Source organism: Kaistella sp. CFF1-2 (genome assembly GCF_059509915.1).
Genome location: NZ_JCAKLF010000004.1, coordinates 79,663 through 94,348, shown reverse-complemented (window position 1 = coordinate 94,348; position 14,686 = coordinate 79,663). Strand labels below are relative to the sequence as shown.

Genomic DNA, 14,686 nt, shown 5'->3' with positions numbered 1-14,686 from the left:
TTAATTCCATTGTTTTTTGTACTTTTGCATGCCTTTCAGAAAAGGGAATCGTGTGCAATTCGCGAGCTGTCCCCGCAACTGTAAATCAACTTGCTTCGAAAGAAGTTTTGCTACAAATACCATTGTTAGTTTATAACGAGAAGGTGTAGCTTAATTGAAAGTCAGGAGACCTTACTGAAAGCCTATTTTTTAACCATCGCTTTCGGAGGAAAAGTCCTGATGTCTCTAGCTTGATTTTTTTCAAGTTTCTGCATTACGATTGGTATTCTGGGCGACTAACCTCAAATTTATGAACAAAAAAACCGTATTGGTGGCATTGCTATTTGGCGTAGGAACGAGTATGCATGCACAACAAACTGAAGAAACCCAAATCGAAGAAGTGAGTTTGGTTTCGAAAACGCCTCAAAACATCAACAAAGTTGGGAAAAATGTAACCTTGATTACCGCAGCTGATTTGGAAAACTACAAAGGTCAGAATCTTAATGATGTGTTGGATCAGGTAGCTGGAATTCAGATTACAGGAAACTTTAACAACATGACTGAACCGAAAGGAATTCGAGTTCGTGGTGGTAAAAGTGCTAATGTTTTATTGCTTTTGGATGGTGTTCCTTTGCGTGATGTTTCTGGAAACGACTATACCGCTTCGGATTTACGTTGGCTAGCTCTTGAAAATATTGAGTCTATTGAAGTCCTTAACGGTGCATCTTCCGTTTTGTACGGTTCTAATGCAACGGTTTCGGTTATTAATATTGTAACCAAATCTTCCGCTAAAAAAGTAGTTGAAGGTCTAGTCTCTGCTAGAGGTGGTTCGTATGGAACTTATGCTCAGAATGTCGTAGTAAAAGGAGCTGTAAATGGTTTTAATTATCAAGTGGATGGCTTCAACGAAAAGTCTAAAGGAATATCTTCGGCTAAGGGAGATGATACATTTGATAAAGATGGTTATGAAAAACAAAATGTTCAATTCAAAATTGGATATTCGGTAGATCAGTTTCAGGTGAATGCGTATGCAGGTTACAACCACTTCTTATATCAATTTGATCAAGGCGCGTTTGCGGATAGCAACCAACGTGGTGACGATGAGCAAACCTATTTCGGTGGAAATGCGAAATTAAATTATACCAAGGGTAATTTGGTTTTCAACACCCGTTTTACGAAAACGGATCGTTTGCTGCAAGATTTAACAAAAGACGGATATCAAGATCAGTATCAATACATCGGTAAAAATTCGTTTTTTGAATTGTATAACTATTACGAATTCAGCAAAAACGCTTCTTTAGTTGCGGGCGTTCAGTACGAAGAGCAATCTTTGGGATACAAAGAAACACCATGGGGTGGGACTTCTTTGGAAGAAAAACTAAAAAATAAAGATACCGATATTTCTACTTTTGATGCGTATGCGAAAGCAAATGTTAATTATGAAGGCTTTAATTTGGATGCTGGAGTTCGTATGACTAACCATTCTAAATTCAAAGATCATTGGGTTTATAGCATCAATCCGTATTATGTAGGGGAAACCAATTCGGTGTTTTATAAAATTGGATACTCGTTTGCAACGGCATTTATTGCACCAACGTTGTATCAAAACTACGGTTCTATTCCGTATATTTTACCAAATTTTGATTTGAAACCTGAGAAAAATTCAACACATGAAATTGATTTAAGTGTGGGAAGTTTAGATAAAAAATGGCAGGTAACGGCAAGTTTGTTCCAAAGAAAAGAAAAGGACGGATTTGTATATGCGATTGTTGATCAAGCGAATTACACAGGACAATTTGTAAACTTGGATGAAAATAAAGCAAAAGGTTTTGAACTAGGTTTTGAATATCAAATTGTCGATTTCATAGGACTTGGCGCGAACTATAGCTTTGTTGAGAAGGAAAATGAAGCTTCGATGTTGAGAATTCCAAAACATAGAGTGAATTCACAAGTGAGCATTAAACCTTCTAAAAGTACATCGTTGTTGTTGATGCACCAATTTATCGGAAAACGAAACGATGCTTATTTTGATTCAAATACTTACAAAACGGTTGCTGTAGAGAATAAAGCATATCATACGTTCCACTTAAATGTTAATCAAAAGCTTACCGATAAACTTAGTTTATTCGGAAACGTAAATAACATTTTTAATGAGAATTATGTAGATGTAATTGGGTACACAACCAAAGGGCGAAATTATACACTTGGTTTCAATTACCAATTCTAAAAGAAAACTCCCTTTCGAAAATCGAAAGGGAGTTTTTTATTTTTTAAGTTCTAAGCCAAGCTTTTCAGCTTCTTCGATAACTAAGTTTTTGGCTTCTGAAGCATCATTTTGAATGGTGCCTTCTAAAATGGCTTCTTTTACTTTTTCTTTTAAAATTCCGATTTCCTTTCCGGGTTTCAAATCAAAAAGCGCCATAATTTCTTCTCCAGAAATCGGTGGCTGAAAATTTCTCACTTTATCTTTTTCTTCAACTTCTTTAATTTTTGTCGCAACGTACTCGAAATTCTTTTTGAATTTGGCTTGTTTAGAAGCGTTTTTCGTTGTGATATCTGCCTTACAAAGTGTGAACAAATCTTCCAAATCTTCCCCAGAATCAAACAATAACCTTCTCAAAGCGGAATCCGATGTGTCGTCGTCGATCAATGCAATAGGACGTGAAGAAAGCTTGACCATTTTTTGTACGTATTTCATATCCGGTCCTAACGGCAGTTTCAATCGCTGAAACATGGGTTTTACCATTTTCGAACCAAGGAATTCGTGACCATGAAAAGTCCAACCAATTCCTTCAACGAATTTTTTCGTTGGTGCTTTTCCAATATCGTGAAGTAGCGCTGCCCAACGTAACCAAAGGTTTTCTGTATTTTTAGAAATGTTGTCTACAACTTCTAAGGTGTGGTAGAAATTATCTTTATGAGTTTGTCCTTCTACTTCTTCAATGCCTTTTAAAGCGGTAAGTTCGGGAATAATTCGCTCTAATAATCCGGTGGATTCTAGTAATTTTAATCCTCGAGATGGCTTTTCAGAATTCATTATTTTGTTGAATTCTACCATAATTCGTTCCATGGAAACGATCTTAATACGATCCGCTTCTTGCTTAATGGCTTCCAAGGAGTTGTTTTCAATTTCAAAATCCAAAGTACATGCAAAACGAATAGCTCGCATCATTCTCAATGGGTCATCAGAATACGTTTGATGAGGTTCTAGAGGCGTTCGCAAGATTTTTTTCGTCAAATCTTCGCGACCTTCGAAAGGATCCATCAATTCGCCAAAAGTATCTGCATTCAGAGAAATTGCCATGGCGTTGATTGTAAAATCACGTCTTTTTTGGTCGTCCTCCAAACTTCCATTTTCAACAGCGGGTTTTCTAGAATCTTCAGAGTAACTCTCTTTTCTTGCTCCCACAAACTCCAATTCTAAATTTTGGTATTTGAACATGGCTGTACCGTAGGTTTTGAAAACCGAAACTTTAAGTTTAGGATCGAGAGTTTCCGCTATTTTTTGGGCTAAAAGAATACCATTTTCCTCAGTAACAAAATCAATATCGGTGGCAACTTTTCTGCTCATTAATAAGTCACGAACATAGCCGCCAACCGCATAAACACGCATGTTGTTTTCTCCAGCTACTTGAGAAATGGTTTTGAAAAGTTTGAGATTTTTATTTTGATTAAGATTGATTTTCATGAGGTCCTTCCGAAATTTCTTTTGCAAAAATTTTCCAAGTGCAAAGATAAGGAAAGGGATTGTTTTAGGCTATTTTTCTTTAGATTATGATAAACGACATCGTTCATTTTATATAAAGTTTATAACTTTATGCACTGAAAAGGGTCGTATAAAATTTAAAAAGTGGTTTTACCGAGGTTGTATGAGGTGTTTTAATTGTGTTTTTTTAGTAGTTTTTCTTGTGTTTGGAGTTGGTTTTTGCTCTGCCCAAGACAAACAAAAACGCGACTCGCTTTATCAAAAAATCGAAACCTATTCTCATAAAAGAAAAGCATCAAAATTTCTTTACAAGCTGATTTTTAGGAACATTCCTGATTCTGTTGAAGTACCAACCAACGATCTAAAGTCAGAAAACACATACCAAGGAAAATTTATCCGAAATATTTCTATTGAAACGATTGATCCACTTGGTACTTCCAAAAATTTTCAAGAAAAGAATAAACAATGGTTTGAGGATTTCGGAAATAGACTTCATGTAAAATCTAAGAAATTTGCGGTTCGTGGCTATTTGTTATTCAAAAAAGGTGATGTTTACAATGCTCAAAAATTATATGAATCCGAACGTCTCTTGCGTAATACAAGTTTTATTAATCGTGTGAATATTTCTGTGATCGACAGTACTTCGACCAAAGATTCAATTGATGTTCATGTTTTGGTATTGGACTCTTGGAGTTTGAAACCCAATTTTACGTTTTCGGGTAAAAAACTTGGAGTAGGTATTATAGAAGGGAATTTTCTTGGTCTCGGTCATGAATTGGGAATGGTTTATCGAACGGATTTTTCCGACAAAAGAAACTACCGTTTAGCAAGCTATAAAGCAAACAATATCTACGGAACGTATATTAATGCAGAAATTAAGGGCGAAAAAGATTTTGACAAAAACGAGAATGTCTATATCCGTGCTGATCGAGCTTTTTACTCGCCTTTAACACGTTGGGCAGGAGGTGTTAATTTGGAGTATTTCAGAAGGTTTATTGAAATTCCGAACGCCGAAGACAAACCTCCGTTTCCGCAAGGTGCTGTTCAGGTTCAGAATCAGGATTTATGGGGTGGAATTCAGTTTCGAGTGAAACCAAAATCGGATGGAAAAGTCACCGATAATATTGGAGTTACGATGCGTTTTCAGAATTTCTCTTATCTCGATTCTCCAGGAAAAGATTTAGATCCGCTCAATTTTTTCACCTCACATACCATGCTTTTAGGGTCGGTAAGTTATACGCAACGGAAGTTTTCAACCCGAAAAAATGTCTTTCAATTTGAACTTCCTGAAGATATTGCGTATGGAAAATCCCTGTCGTTAACAGGAGGTTTTGTCCGTATGTTAGGTGAATCCATGCCTTATTATGGGATTTCTGGCTCTTTTGGTGAGTTTAATCGATTTGGATATTTTAATATTCGAACAGAATTAGGAACGTTGTATAAAAATGGTGATAATTTCAGAACGGCTTTTCGTTTGGATGGACTCTATTTTAGTAAGTTGAGAGAAGGTGATCATCTTAAAATTAGACATTTTTTTTCGCCAACCTTGGTCATTGGTACCGCAAGAAGCAACACGTATTTGGATCGATTGAATATGTCTGCCTTGGACGAGTTTCCGCAATACAATGATAATTATCTCGGAACATCGAAATTGATTTTGCGTTATCAATTGCAATTTTTCGTGAATAAACCGTGGAAAAACTTCTATTTTAATCCGTATGTCATGGCAGGTTTTGGCTGGCTCGAGCGTGAAAATAAGAATCTTTTCAATTCAGGAATGCACACCAAAATTGGACTAGGAGTGCAGATTTATAATCCGTTTTTAGCGTTTAATCGTTTCCAACTATCCTTTGTTTTTTATCCTAAAGTTCCGTTTGATAACAATCCTATTTTTGATTTCAACGGTTATCGCAATAATCACATGCCGATTCCGAATTTCCAAATAGGAAAACCATCGGCTGTGGATTATCACTACGATTAATTTACTCTCGTAAAATTTTTATGCGGTTGTCGGGCCAAATTTTAATTACCGAAGAACCTGAATATTGCGAAACTTTTTCTCGATTTTCTTCAACAGCGAAGTCAACAGCAGAAATTAATTCTTGAGAAATATCAGAAAACTTCATCGGAGATTTTTCACCACTAAAATTGGCTGATGTAGAAACCAATGGTTTGTTGAGTTTTGAAATTAAACGTTTGCAAAAATCGTCTTTCACCAAACGAATTCCGATACTTCCATCTTCTGCTAAAATCTCTTTTGGTAGGCCTTTTGGGTTTTCGTAAACGATGGTTACTGGCTTTTCAGAAAGGTCAATGATTTCCCAAGCCATTTCTGGAACATCCACCAAACTTTGCAATCGCTTTTCGTTTTCTACCAAGATAATCATGGATTTGTTTTTGTCACGATGCTTAATTTCGAATATTTTTTGGATGGCTTCCACGTTGGTCGCGTCGCAGCCAATTCCCCAAATGGTATCCGTTGGGTACAAAATAGTTCCTCCGTTTTTAAGTGTTTCTAATGCTTTTTCCATGTTCTAAGCTTGTAGTAGCGGCAAATAGCGCTCTTTGATAATGTTAAGATGATGAATGTTGTGACCAACTAATAATTTCCCAATCGTTTCCACGGAAATTTCGTTGCCATTGGCTTTTCCCTTTTGGCTTAATTGTTCTTCGTTTAAAGGTCTGAAAAATAGGAGAGAAGCTTGTCGGTTACAATCAAATTCAAATAGAAGATGATTCAGTTTCTTCGTGTCAATATAATCATTAGCCGCAAACAAATCTTCATCATAACCCGCTAATTCCGTTTGATCTTTTCGAGCAAATCGTAACGCGCGATATCCAAATATTTTCTCCGTATCAATAAGATGTTGAAGCAAATTTTTTAACGTCCATTTTTCGGGAGCGTATGCAAAATTTCCCTCGTCTTCACTTAATTGATGGTAGATTTCTAAGGTTTCATTGCCAACGTTTTTTAATTCTTGAATCCAATTCTCGGACGGAACCAAATCAAGATACCGCTGAATGTATTTTTCAAATTCGGTCATGAAGAGTTGTTTTTAGGGGATAAAATTACGGATTCTTTCAAAGAAAAAACCACTCTTTTGGAGTGGTTTTCAGTTTTTATTTCGGCATTGATTCCTCATAGGTTGGTCCGTACAAGCCCGGAACTTTATTTCCAGTTACACGAAGATGCGCAATTAGTTCACCACGGTGATGGTACAAATGGTTATTCAAAAATGAACGAATCATCGCAATTTTCGGCATGGGACCTACCGCAACTTGATCTCCAAACATCAACGCCCAATCGTTAAAATACGTTGCTTCATCCGATTTTAAAATCGCTTCTTTCGCTTTCGCAACATTCTCTTCAAACTTTCCAACAATCGTAGACGCTTTCGTGATATCGCCTTTATCATATTGATATCCTGCAAAATTGAAGGAGTCGGTATTATAGGTGTCATCGTACCAATTGTAAATTTCTGCAACGTGAGAAGCTAATTCTGCTATCGACCATAAGTGCGGTTGTGGACGATAATCCAACGCCGAATCCGGAATAGCATTCAGTAATTTTCTTGTATTTTCAGCTTCGTATTCGAATTCGCTGAGTAATCCTTGTTTGATCATAATTTCTATTTATTTAGTAAATCGAAGGTACAGATTATCTCAAAAAAACGATTTTTCTGAATGCTAAATTTTTCTTAAATCTTGCTGAAATTTTAATCAGGATTGGACCATTCGTAAAAGTTGGCGTGATCGTAAAATTCGAAGCCACAAGCGGGGTAGAGTTGGTTTCCGATTTGGTTTTCTTTTCCCGTTTCCAAAAGAATTCCACAAGCTTTGGTTTGTTGACAAACGTTTTTAGCTTCTTCTAAAAGGAGTTTGGAAGCGCCAATTCCACGAAACTCGGCAGCAATAAATAAATCATTCAAAAGCCAATATTTTTTCATTCGAGTTGATGAAAATAGTGGATACAATTGGGTGAATCCAATCAACTTTCCATCAAGTTCGGCAACAAGTATTTCCGAATCTTTTTGCTGAATACGTTCTTCTAGAAACTCTTTGGCAGCATAGGTATCGCTCGTTTTATGATAAAACATTCGATATTGATCGAAGAGAACGGCAAGTTCATTCAAATCTTCAGTTGTTGCTTTGCGGATGGTTGTTTTCATAGATTAAAGGTAAAAAGAAATCCGAATCTTTTGGATTCGGATTTTCATTTATTTTGAGTTGATTTTAAGCAAAGCCTTTTTCTAAACCTTCGATAAGATCTTCGATATCTTCGATACCAACGCTTAGACGAATCAAATCATCGGTGATTCCAGCTTCAGCTCTTTTTTCTGCAGGAATAGAAGCGTGCGTCATCGTTGTTGGATGGTTTGCCAAAGATTCTACGCCACCTAAACTTTCTGCTAAAGTGAAAACTTGAATTTGCTCCAAGAATTTAATTGCATCAGCTCCATTTCCAGATTTAAAGTTGAATGAAACCATGCCTCCAAAACCATTTTTCATTTGCTTTTTAGCCAAATCAAAATGCGGATGCGAAGCCAATCCTGGATAGAAAACCTTTCCTACCAAAGGATGGTTTTCAAGATATTCAGCGACTTTCAATCCGTTTTCAGAATGTCTTTGAACACGCAGAGCCAAGGTTTTGATTCCTCGTAAAACCAAATACGAATCGTGTGGACCTAAAATTCCGCCCGATGCAAATTGGATAAAATGCAATTGCTCACCCAATTCTGGTGTTTTCGCCACTAAAGCTCCCGCAACAACGTCAGAATGGCCACCCAAATATTTCGTAGCAGAATGCATTACGATATCAGCTCCTAAATCCAAAGGTTTTTGTAGATATGGTGTTGCAAACGTGTTGTCCACGGCAACAAGGATATTTTTTCCTTTAACTAAATCAACCACGGCTTGGATGTCCACCAATTTCATCAATGGATTTGTTGGTGTCTCGATCCAGATTAATTTTGTTTTATCAGTGATTTTACTTTCTACGTTCTTCAAATCATCAAAATTCACAAAATGGAATTTCAGATTGTATTTTTCAAACATTTTGGTAAATATTCGGAATGTTCCCCCATATAAATCGTCACAAGCAATAACTTCATCACCTGGATTTAATAATTTCAAAACGCAATCTGTTGCTGCCAAACCAGAACCGAACGCCAAGCCGCGCGCTCCGTTTTCGATACTCGCCAAGCTGTCTTCTAAAGCTTGTCTCGTAGGATTCGCTGCTCTAGAATACTCGTATCCTGAGTGAACTCCTGGACTTTTTTGTGCAAATGTTGAGGTAAGGTAAACAGGAACATTCACCGCTCCTGTCGAAGGATCGTGTTGTTGTCCTCCGTGAATTACTTTGGTATTGAATTTCATAATTTCTATACTTTTTACATTTTTATAGCAGATTTTACTGCGAATTCTTCGGCTACTTCAGCCATCCATTGGGAAACATCTTCTTCACCTGTTGCTCTTTTGTACGTGTCTCCTAAAGAAACCAAAATCTGGTGGTAGAAACGTTTCATGTGATCTACAGGCATTTCTTTCGTCCAAAGATCGATACGCAAAGCTTCCATCGTTTTGTCATCCCAGACCGAAATCATGGTAGCCTTCGTTTCTTGCTTGCTAATGCCGCCATCTTGGGCATTCCAAGTTATTTTTTCAGGAACGTGATTTTCGTCTAGTTCAACATCTATGGTAATCTGGGTCTTTCTCATGTATTCTTATTTTTTAAATAATAATTGTAAGTTTTAATTTCGTTGTACAATAACACCGCGTTGAATGCCAACATGGTTACTGGAAATGGTTTATCCCAAAATAGAGACAAACAAAGAATGATTCCAACGCTGATGAAAATAGAACGAATATAAGTTTTATATAATTCCACGCCTCGGAAAAACATAATTTTTACCGCCTCAATAGGTTTCGACAAAATTAAGAAAATCCCCGCTATGAAGTTTCCAATAAGTGCAATATTCAAGCCTAAATATTGTTTTCCAAAAGCGACATTTCGGAAGACAAGATGAGCATCGGCAATATAAAGAGCCGAAAGAAAAAATATAATAATAAGTCCATTGACTGTTGTGCGGAATTTCCAAAATTCTTCCTGTTTGAAAGGGAATTCTTTCCCTTCACTTTCCGACCACTCTTTCAATTTTGGAATGCTAAGTCTGTTGAAAGCGACTAGTAAACCTGTAAAAACAAGAATGATGAGGCTTAAAATTTGGAATCGAAATTCATAATCAAACATTCCTTCATTTTCTCCTGACGCAGAGCCGAAGAAAATAGCCACAATCACGTAAACTCGGAAGAGAACGGGAAATAATGGATTTAATGTTGAATCAAAATTGGGTTCAACGGATTTATTGATTAATGATTTGAAGTCCAAAGCCACGTTTACTCAGTAAATTTAGGTTTGTATTTCGCTTGCGTGAAAATTTCCTGAGCGTTGGTATCCAAAAACTTTTGCAAAGGCGTGTCTGGATTTACTTGGAAGTATTTTTTACAAATTTGCCATCCCGTAAAAATTCCAATTTGAGGAGTTGATTCGTTATCGATTTCTGTGTAAAATTTAGAAAAAGGTCCTGGAGCGATAAAACGATCAACTAGTCGAGAATCGTCGCTGTATAAAAGGTTTTGCTCAACTAAATAATTCCAAATATTCACTTCATTAGCAACCGCCCAATCGTATTGCTTTTGAGTGTAGTTAATTTTCAAATAATCAGGTGTTTCCGGCAAAAAAGCGTCTTGTAAGGTCATGATTTTTCCTTGATACACCAATTGATCCAAGAATTTTTGATGATCTCTGTTGAATGGAACTTTGCTCTCCGCTAAAATTTGAGAGATTTTTGGAACGATATTTTGAGGATTCATCGAGGTTTGATAGTATTGTTCTAAACCTTTGTATCTCGGATTGTTCTCGCCCATAAACGCCGTAACATCCACGAAAATGAAATTTTCTTCGGGTTTGTAAAAAATAGGATCCGTTACCGCTTGCAAAGCCGATGAATACAAATACGTTCTCGGTGTTTTGAAATTTGGAAAATACTGATGGATACGTGCGTAAAGCTTTTTCAGATCGGCATCCAATTTTTTGATGTCAATTTTTGCAATCGCTTCATGATAGATTTTGGCTTCGGCAGAATCTTGTCTTCGTTTTACAAAATCTTCGTTCGTAACCGTTCCTTGAAACCATGGAAACTGCTTCTGAAACTCTTCTAAAGGTAGGTTCGGGTTGTAAAATTCTTTCGAAATATCAACGATTTCAACTTTATCAACAGGTTTTTCAATTTGGGTGTCCCATTGCTTTTCGGTTTCTTTTTTACAAGAAAGCAATGCGCCAAAAATTATGATTCCAACGGAAAATATTCTCAAAAACTTCATTATTTTTACATCAAAATAAGGAACAAAAATACAACTTTCCTATGCTGAATCCTATAGAAACCGAAAGATTAATCCTCCGTCCACTCGTTGCAGAGGATGTGCATCGCTTGTTTTTGTTGGATAGTAACCCACAAGTAATGAAATATGTAGGTCAGCCCGTGCTTACCGAGCCTAGCCAAAGTCGAGCGGTTATTGAGATGATTCAAGCGCAATATGAGAAATTCGGAATTGGACGTTTTGCAGTCATTGAAAAGGAATCCAATCTTTTAATCGGCTGGGCTGGACTGAAATTTGTGGATTATGAAGTGAATGGACACCAAAATTTTTATGAAATCGGATATCGCTTTTTACCCGAATCTTGGGGGAAAGGTTATGCAACGGAATCTAACAAACCTTTTGTAGATCGAGCGTTTAACGAAATGGGGGTCAAAGGACTTTTCGCGTATGCGCATGAAGAAAATGTTGGCTCACATCATGTTTTACAAAAATTAGGTTTTGAGATTCAAGGCGATTTCATGGAATCCGATGGACGTTGTATTTGGTTTGTACATCAAAATAATTCAAAATAAAAATAAAAAATGCAAACAGATAAAGTAATTCAACATATTGTCGATTGGTTAAAAAACTACGCCACGAAAGCTGGTGTAAAAGGCTATGTTATTGGAGTTTCGGGCGGAGTTGATTCGGGTGTTGTTTCCACATTGTGCGCGATGACGGGATTGGATGTTTTAGCGATTGAGATGCCGATTCGTCAAAAAGTGGATCAAACGGATCGCGCTTTGGAACATATTCGTTTTTTGGAAGCGAAGTTTCCCAATGTAAAAGGAATGAGCGTGGATTTAACTCCCGCTTTTGAAGAATTGTATAAAACTTTTGATGTTCATGATGAAGAATTTCCCAACGAAAAGTTGGCTTTTGCGAATACACGTTCCCGTTTACGCATGTTGACATTGTATTATTATGGGCAAATCAACAGTCTTTTGGTGTGTGGAACGGGGAATAAAGTTGAAGATTTTGGAATTGGTTTTTACACAAAATACGGCGATGGAGGAGTCGATGTTTCACCAATTGCAGATTTATACAAAACCGAGGTCTATGAACTTGCCCGCGTTTTGGACCTTCCGGAAAGTATTAAAAATGCCATTCCAACCGATGGTTTATGGGATGTTGATCGTACAGATGAACAACAAATTGGAGCAACGTATCCGGAATTGGAGAAAATTCAGAAAGAATACGGAACCAAAACTGAAGCTGATTATAGCGGAAGAGATTTGGAGGTTTTCAAGATTTTTCAACGTATGAATCGTGCGGCACAACATAAAATCAACCCAATTCCGGTGTGTGATATTCCGGAGGAGTGGAGAAATTAATCTGAAAATAAACCATGAATTCAAAGAACAAATCACTATTTTATTTGGTTGTTGGCCTTTTGGTAGGAATGCTTGCGATGTATCTTTTCAATAATTATAAAATTGAGAAGAAAAATCCAGATTCTTCGTCAACTGAAATTTCAAATTCGAAATCGGATTCTGATTACGGAAGTAAATCCAATTCAAAGTCCAAGTCGAAAACTAAATCCAATTGGAATAACAACAGCAATGAAAATCAACAGTCTTCTGGAACATCAATATCCAATATTGATGATTTAACCGAAGAAAATCGTGTGATAGCCTATGTAAAAGAACATCATAAATTGCCTGATTATTACATCACCAAAGGAGAAGCCCGAAATCAAGGTTGGGAAGCTTCGAAAGGAAATTTGTGCGATGTTTTACCGGGAAGAGCGATTGGTGGCGATCATTTTAGCAATCGAGAGAAAACACTTCCAAAGGGAGATTCGTATTTTGAGGCGGATGTGAATTATTCGTGCGGAAGAAGAAATGCAGATCGTATTGTTTTTACCAAAAATGGCGATGTTTATTTAACAAAAAACCATTATAAAACCTTCGAAAAGCAGTAATTTTGCACTCATAAAACTTAGATTTAGCAATGAAAGAAGTATATATAGACTTTAGTGAAATCGGAGATTACGAAGATTTTTACACACAACTAAAAGAAAAACTAACGCTTCCCGAGTATTTCGGAGATAATTTGGATGCTTTGTTTGATTCGATAACTGGGGATATAAAGTTGCCTTTGCATATTGAATTTGTGAACATGAGCGTCGATCAACTTGAAACATTTGAAGATTTGTTAACGACGCTTGAAGACGCTGAAGATGAGGTTGAAGATTTTTCGTTTTCCTATTATCTTGAGCAGTACGAAGACGAAGATGAGGAAGAAGGCGAAGCGGATTCTGAATAGAATTTAAATATGAACATAAAAAAAATACGATACTCGAGAGCATCGTATTTTTTTTGTTGATATGAAGAAAATTTAAATGGGTCTTATTTCAAAGGAGCTAATAAATTGACTCCATCAACAGTAGCCCAAGCTCCTTCTGTAAGGACAACTTTAGTTACTGTTCCATTTGTGAATGATTTAGGATTTGCTTGAGAATATGCATAACCCCAAACTCCTAGATTGTCAGAATTGTTGTAAGAAAGTGGGTTTACAACGATTTTTCCAGTGGCAACTTGCGCCGTTTCTGTAGCTGCGTCTTGGATAAGTACCGCGTATGCTTTCTGAGATCCAATATTTTTGTATCCGCTAACGTAAACGTTAGAGAAAATTCCTGTTCCGTGTTTTTTGAACTGAATTGCAGAAATTTCTGGAGAGTTTGGTGACTCTGGATTCGTGTTGTTATCTCTAATCAACGTGATGTTCGAAATTTTTGGAGCTGTGTTATCCGCGTTTCCTGAAGATTCAATCTCCATTCCGAAATTCCCTGTTCCTGTTTGGAAAGCAAACCAGTTCGTGTTGTTTTGTCCGCTCCAAGCATCTTGCCAGTCAAAAGAATCATCATAGTTACCGTAAGAAATAATGTTCTTTGCAGAAACGGTTCCTCCGAAGAATTCGTAACCATCATCCGTTCCTTTGTATGTTACCAAGTTTTCCAAAACCGTTCCAGCTCCTACCGCGTAGAAAGTCATTGAGTTGGTTTCAGAAGTACCGTCACCGATTTTCTTACCTGCATATTCTACACGTACAAATTTCATTGTTCCTGAATTCGAATTTGCATCAGAACCACCGTAATATACGTTGTTTCCGTCTTCAGAAAGCGCTTGTGCGTTTCCGTTTACCGCTTTGATAGGTGCGTTTCCGTAAAGTGTAATTCCACCCCAATCTCCCGGAGTTTTAGTTGCTGTTGTGAAAACGATAGGCTCAGAAGCAGTTCCTTGTGCGTTGATTTTACCATCTTGCAACACTACTAAGCTACTCGTTTTTGTTGTGTTTACGGTAAATGTAGCTCCTGGTTCAATCGTAATTGTTGCGTTTCCGGTAACTTTTACAATTCCGTCAAGCGTATAAGCTCCTTTTTTAATTAAAAGGTCTTTAGAAATAGTTCCACTTAAAGTTCCGCTTCCGCTTAATACAGATTCGGTAGTTCCACCTCCTCCTCCTTGACCTCCATCGCCGTCGAACCCGTCATTTACTTCAATGGTACACGATGTTAGAGCGATTCCTGATACTAAAGCAAGCGATACTAATGATAATACTTTTCTTTTCATTTTGATA

The 14,686-nt window shown here is 37.0% G+C and carries 16 protein-coding genes and 1 riboswitch; of the genes, 6 read left to right on the top strand and 10 right to left on the bottom strand.

Features of this window, described 5'->3' with window-relative positions:
* Positions 1 to 192, top strand: a riboswitch (cobalamin riboswitch).
* Between the two features lie 97 nt (positions 193 to 289).
* On the top strand, positions 290 to 2,206 hold the full coding sequence (locus AC5XHR_RS11605; RefSeq protein WP_495950959.1) for a TonB-dependent receptor plug domain-containing protein: 1,917 nt from the start codon (positions 290 to 292) through the stop codon (positions 2,204 to 2,206).
* Between the two features lie 36 nt (positions 2,207 to 2,242).
* Here AC5XHR_RS11605 and AC5XHR_RS11600 read toward each other — a convergent pair whose 3' ends face one another.
* Positions 2,243 to 3,667, bottom strand: a complete 1,425-nt coding sequence (locus AC5XHR_RS11600) for a CCA tRNA nucleotidyltransferase (RefSeq protein ID WP_495950958.1) — start codon at positions 3,665 to 3,667, stop codon at positions 2,243 to 2,245.
* Positions 3,668 to 3,848: 181 nt separating this feature from the next.
* On the opposite strand from AC5XHR_RS11600, the gene AC5XHR_RS11595 reads away from it, so the two are divergent.
* Positions 3,849 to 5,666, top strand: coding sequence for a POTRA domain-containing protein (locus AC5XHR_RS11595; RefSeq protein ID WP_495950957.1), 1,818 nt, complete (start codon positions 3,849 to 3,851; stop codon positions 5,664 to 5,666).
* 1 nt (position 5,667) lies between these two features.
* Here the strand turns inward: AC5XHR_RS11595 and AC5XHR_RS11590 are convergent, their stop codons facing one another.
* From AC5XHR_RS11590 to gldB, 8 genes are all read right to left on the bottom strand, one after another.
* Positions 5,668 to 6,216: an L-threonylcarbamoyladenylate synthase gene (locus AC5XHR_RS11590; protein ID WP_495950956.1), complete on the bottom strand. Its 549-nt coding sequence runs from the start codon at positions 6,214 to 6,216 to the stop codon at positions 5,668 to 5,670.
* A gap of 3 nt (positions 6,217 to 6,219) precedes the next feature.
* Positions 6,220 to 6,729, bottom strand: a complete 510-nt coding sequence (locus AC5XHR_RS11585) for a DinB family protein (protein WP_495950955.1) — start codon at positions 6,727 to 6,729, stop codon at positions 6,220 to 6,222.
* A gap of 76 nt (positions 6,730 to 6,805) precedes the next feature.
* Complete coding sequence (locus AC5XHR_RS11580; protein WP_495950954.1) at positions 6,806 to 7,309, bottom strand: DinB family protein; 504 nt, start codon at positions 7,307 to 7,309, stop codon at positions 6,806 to 6,808.
* A gap of 92 nt (positions 7,310 to 7,401) precedes the next feature.
* On the bottom strand, positions 7,402 to 7,854 hold the full coding sequence (locus AC5XHR_RS11575; protein ID WP_495950953.1) for a GNAT family N-acetyltransferase: 453 nt from the start codon (positions 7,852 to 7,854) through the stop codon (positions 7,402 to 7,404).
* 64 nt (positions 7,855 to 7,918) lie between these two features.
* Complete coding sequence (locus AC5XHR_RS11570; protein ID WP_495951031.1) at positions 7,919 to 9,064, bottom strand: cystathionine gamma-synthase; 1,146 nt, start codon at positions 9,062 to 9,064, stop codon at positions 7,919 to 7,921.
* An 11-nt stretch (positions 9,065 to 9,075) separates the two neighbouring features.
* Positions 9,076 to 9,402: a gliding motility protein GldC gene (gene gldC, locus AC5XHR_RS11565; RefSeq protein WP_495950952.1), complete on the bottom strand. Its 327-nt coding sequence runs from the start codon at positions 9,400 to 9,402 to the stop codon at positions 9,076 to 9,078.
* The gene (locus tag AC5XHR_RS11560; protein ID WP_495950951.1) at positions 9,399 to 10,079 is read right to left on the bottom strand and encodes a hypothetical protein; all 681 of its coding nucleotides are present in this window, start codon (positions 10,077 to 10,079) and stop codon (positions 9,399 to 9,401) included. Before AC5XHR_RS11560 ends, gldC begins: the two co-directional genes overlap by 4 nt.
* A 2-nt stretch (positions 10,080 to 10,081) precedes the next feature.
* The gene (gene gldB / locus AC5XHR_RS11555) at positions 10,082 to 11,068 is read right to left on the bottom strand and encodes a gliding motility lipoprotein GldB (RefSeq protein ID WP_495950950.1); all 987 of its coding nucleotides are present in this window, start codon (positions 11,066 to 11,068) and stop codon (positions 10,082 to 10,084) included.
* Between the two features lie 41 nt (positions 11,069 to 11,109).
* On the opposite strand from gldB, the gene AC5XHR_RS11550 reads away from it, so the two are divergent.
* The 4 genes from AC5XHR_RS11550 to AC5XHR_RS11535 are packed head-to-tail and all read left to right on the top strand — an operon-like array spanning position 11,110 to position 13,372.
* Positions 11,110 to 11,637: a GNAT family N-acetyltransferase gene (locus AC5XHR_RS11550; protein ID WP_495950949.1), complete on the top strand. Its 528-nt coding sequence runs from the start codon at positions 11,110 to 11,112 to the stop codon at positions 11,635 to 11,637.
* A gap of 9 nt (positions 11,638 to 11,646) precedes the next feature.
* Positions 11,647 to 12,438, top strand: coding sequence for an NAD(+) synthase (nadE, locus tag AC5XHR_RS11545; RefSeq protein WP_495950948.1), 792 nt, complete (start codon positions 11,647 to 11,649; stop codon positions 12,436 to 12,438).
* Positions 12,439 to 12,452: 14 nt separating this feature from the next.
* The gene (locus tag AC5XHR_RS11540) at positions 12,453 to 13,028 is read left to right on the top strand and encodes a ribonuclease domain-containing protein (protein WP_495950947.1); all 576 of its coding nucleotides are present in this window, start codon (positions 12,453 to 12,455) and stop codon (positions 13,026 to 13,028) included.
* 29 nt (positions 13,029 to 13,057) lie between these two features.
* Positions 13,058 to 13,372 (top strand): barstar family protein, encoded by a 315-nt coding sequence (locus tag AC5XHR_RS11535; protein WP_495950946.1) that lies wholly within the window; start codon positions 13,058 to 13,060, stop codon positions 13,370 to 13,372.
* Positions 13,373 to 13,455: 83 nt separating this feature from the next.
* Here AC5XHR_RS11535 and AC5XHR_RS11530 read toward each other — a convergent pair whose 3' ends face one another.
* Positions 13,456 to 14,679, bottom strand: coding sequence for a beta-helix domain-containing protein (locus tag AC5XHR_RS11530; RefSeq protein WP_495950945.1), 1,224 nt, complete (start codon positions 14,677 to 14,679; stop codon positions 13,456 to 13,458).
* Between the last annotated feature and the right edge of the window lie 7 nt (positions 14,680 to 14,686).

Coding starts and splice junctions, on each gene's coding strand:
- AC5XHR_RS11605 (WP_495950959.1), top strand. CDS start 290: ATGAACAAAAAAACCGTATTGGTGGCATTGCTATTTGGCGTAGGAACG.
- AC5XHR_RS11600 (WP_495950958.1), bottom strand. CDS start 3,667: ATGAAAATCAATCTTAATCAAAATAAAAATCTCAAACTTTTCAAAACC.
- AC5XHR_RS11595 (WP_495950957.1), top strand. CDS start 3,849: ATGAGGTGTTTTAATTGTGTTTTTTTAGTAGTTTTTCTTGTGTTTGGA.
- AC5XHR_RS11590 (WP_495950956.1), bottom strand. CDS start 6,216: ATGGAAAAAGCATTAGAAACACTTAAAAACGGAGGAACTATTTTGTAC.
- AC5XHR_RS11585 (WP_495950955.1), bottom strand. CDS start 6,729: ATGACCGAATTTGAAAAATACATTCAGCGGTATCTTGATTTGGTTCCG.
- AC5XHR_RS11580 (WP_495950954.1), bottom strand. CDS start 7,309: ATGATCAAACAAGGATTACTCAGCGAATTCGAATACGAAGCTGAAAAT.
- AC5XHR_RS11575 (WP_495950953.1), bottom strand. CDS start 7,854: ATGAAAACAACCATCCGCAAAGCAACAACTGAAGATTTGAATGAACTT.
- gldC (WP_495950952.1), bottom strand. CDS start 9,402: ATGAGAAAGACCCAGATTACCATAGATGTTGAACTAGACGAAAATCAC.
- gldB (WP_495950950.1), bottom strand. CDS start 11,068: ATGAAGTTTTTGAGAATATTTTCCGTTGGAATCATAATTTTTGGCGCA.
- AC5XHR_RS11550 (WP_495950949.1), top strand. CDS start 11,110: ATGCTGAATCCTATAGAAACCGAAAGATTAATCCTCCGTCCACTCGTT.
- nadE (WP_495950948.1), top strand. CDS start 11,647: ATGCAAACAGATAAAGTAATTCAACATATTGTCGATTGGTTAAAAAAC.
- AC5XHR_RS11540 (WP_495950947.1), top strand. CDS start 12,453: ATGAATTCAAAGAACAAATCACTATTTTATTTGGTTGTTGGCCTTTTG.
- AC5XHR_RS11535 (WP_495950946.1), top strand. CDS start 13,058: ATGAAAGAAGTATATATAGACTTTAGTGAAATCGGAGATTACGAAGAT.
- AC5XHR_RS11530 (WP_495950945.1), bottom strand. CDS start 14,679: ATGAAAAGAAAAGTATTATCATTAGTATCGCTTGCTTTAGTATCAGGA.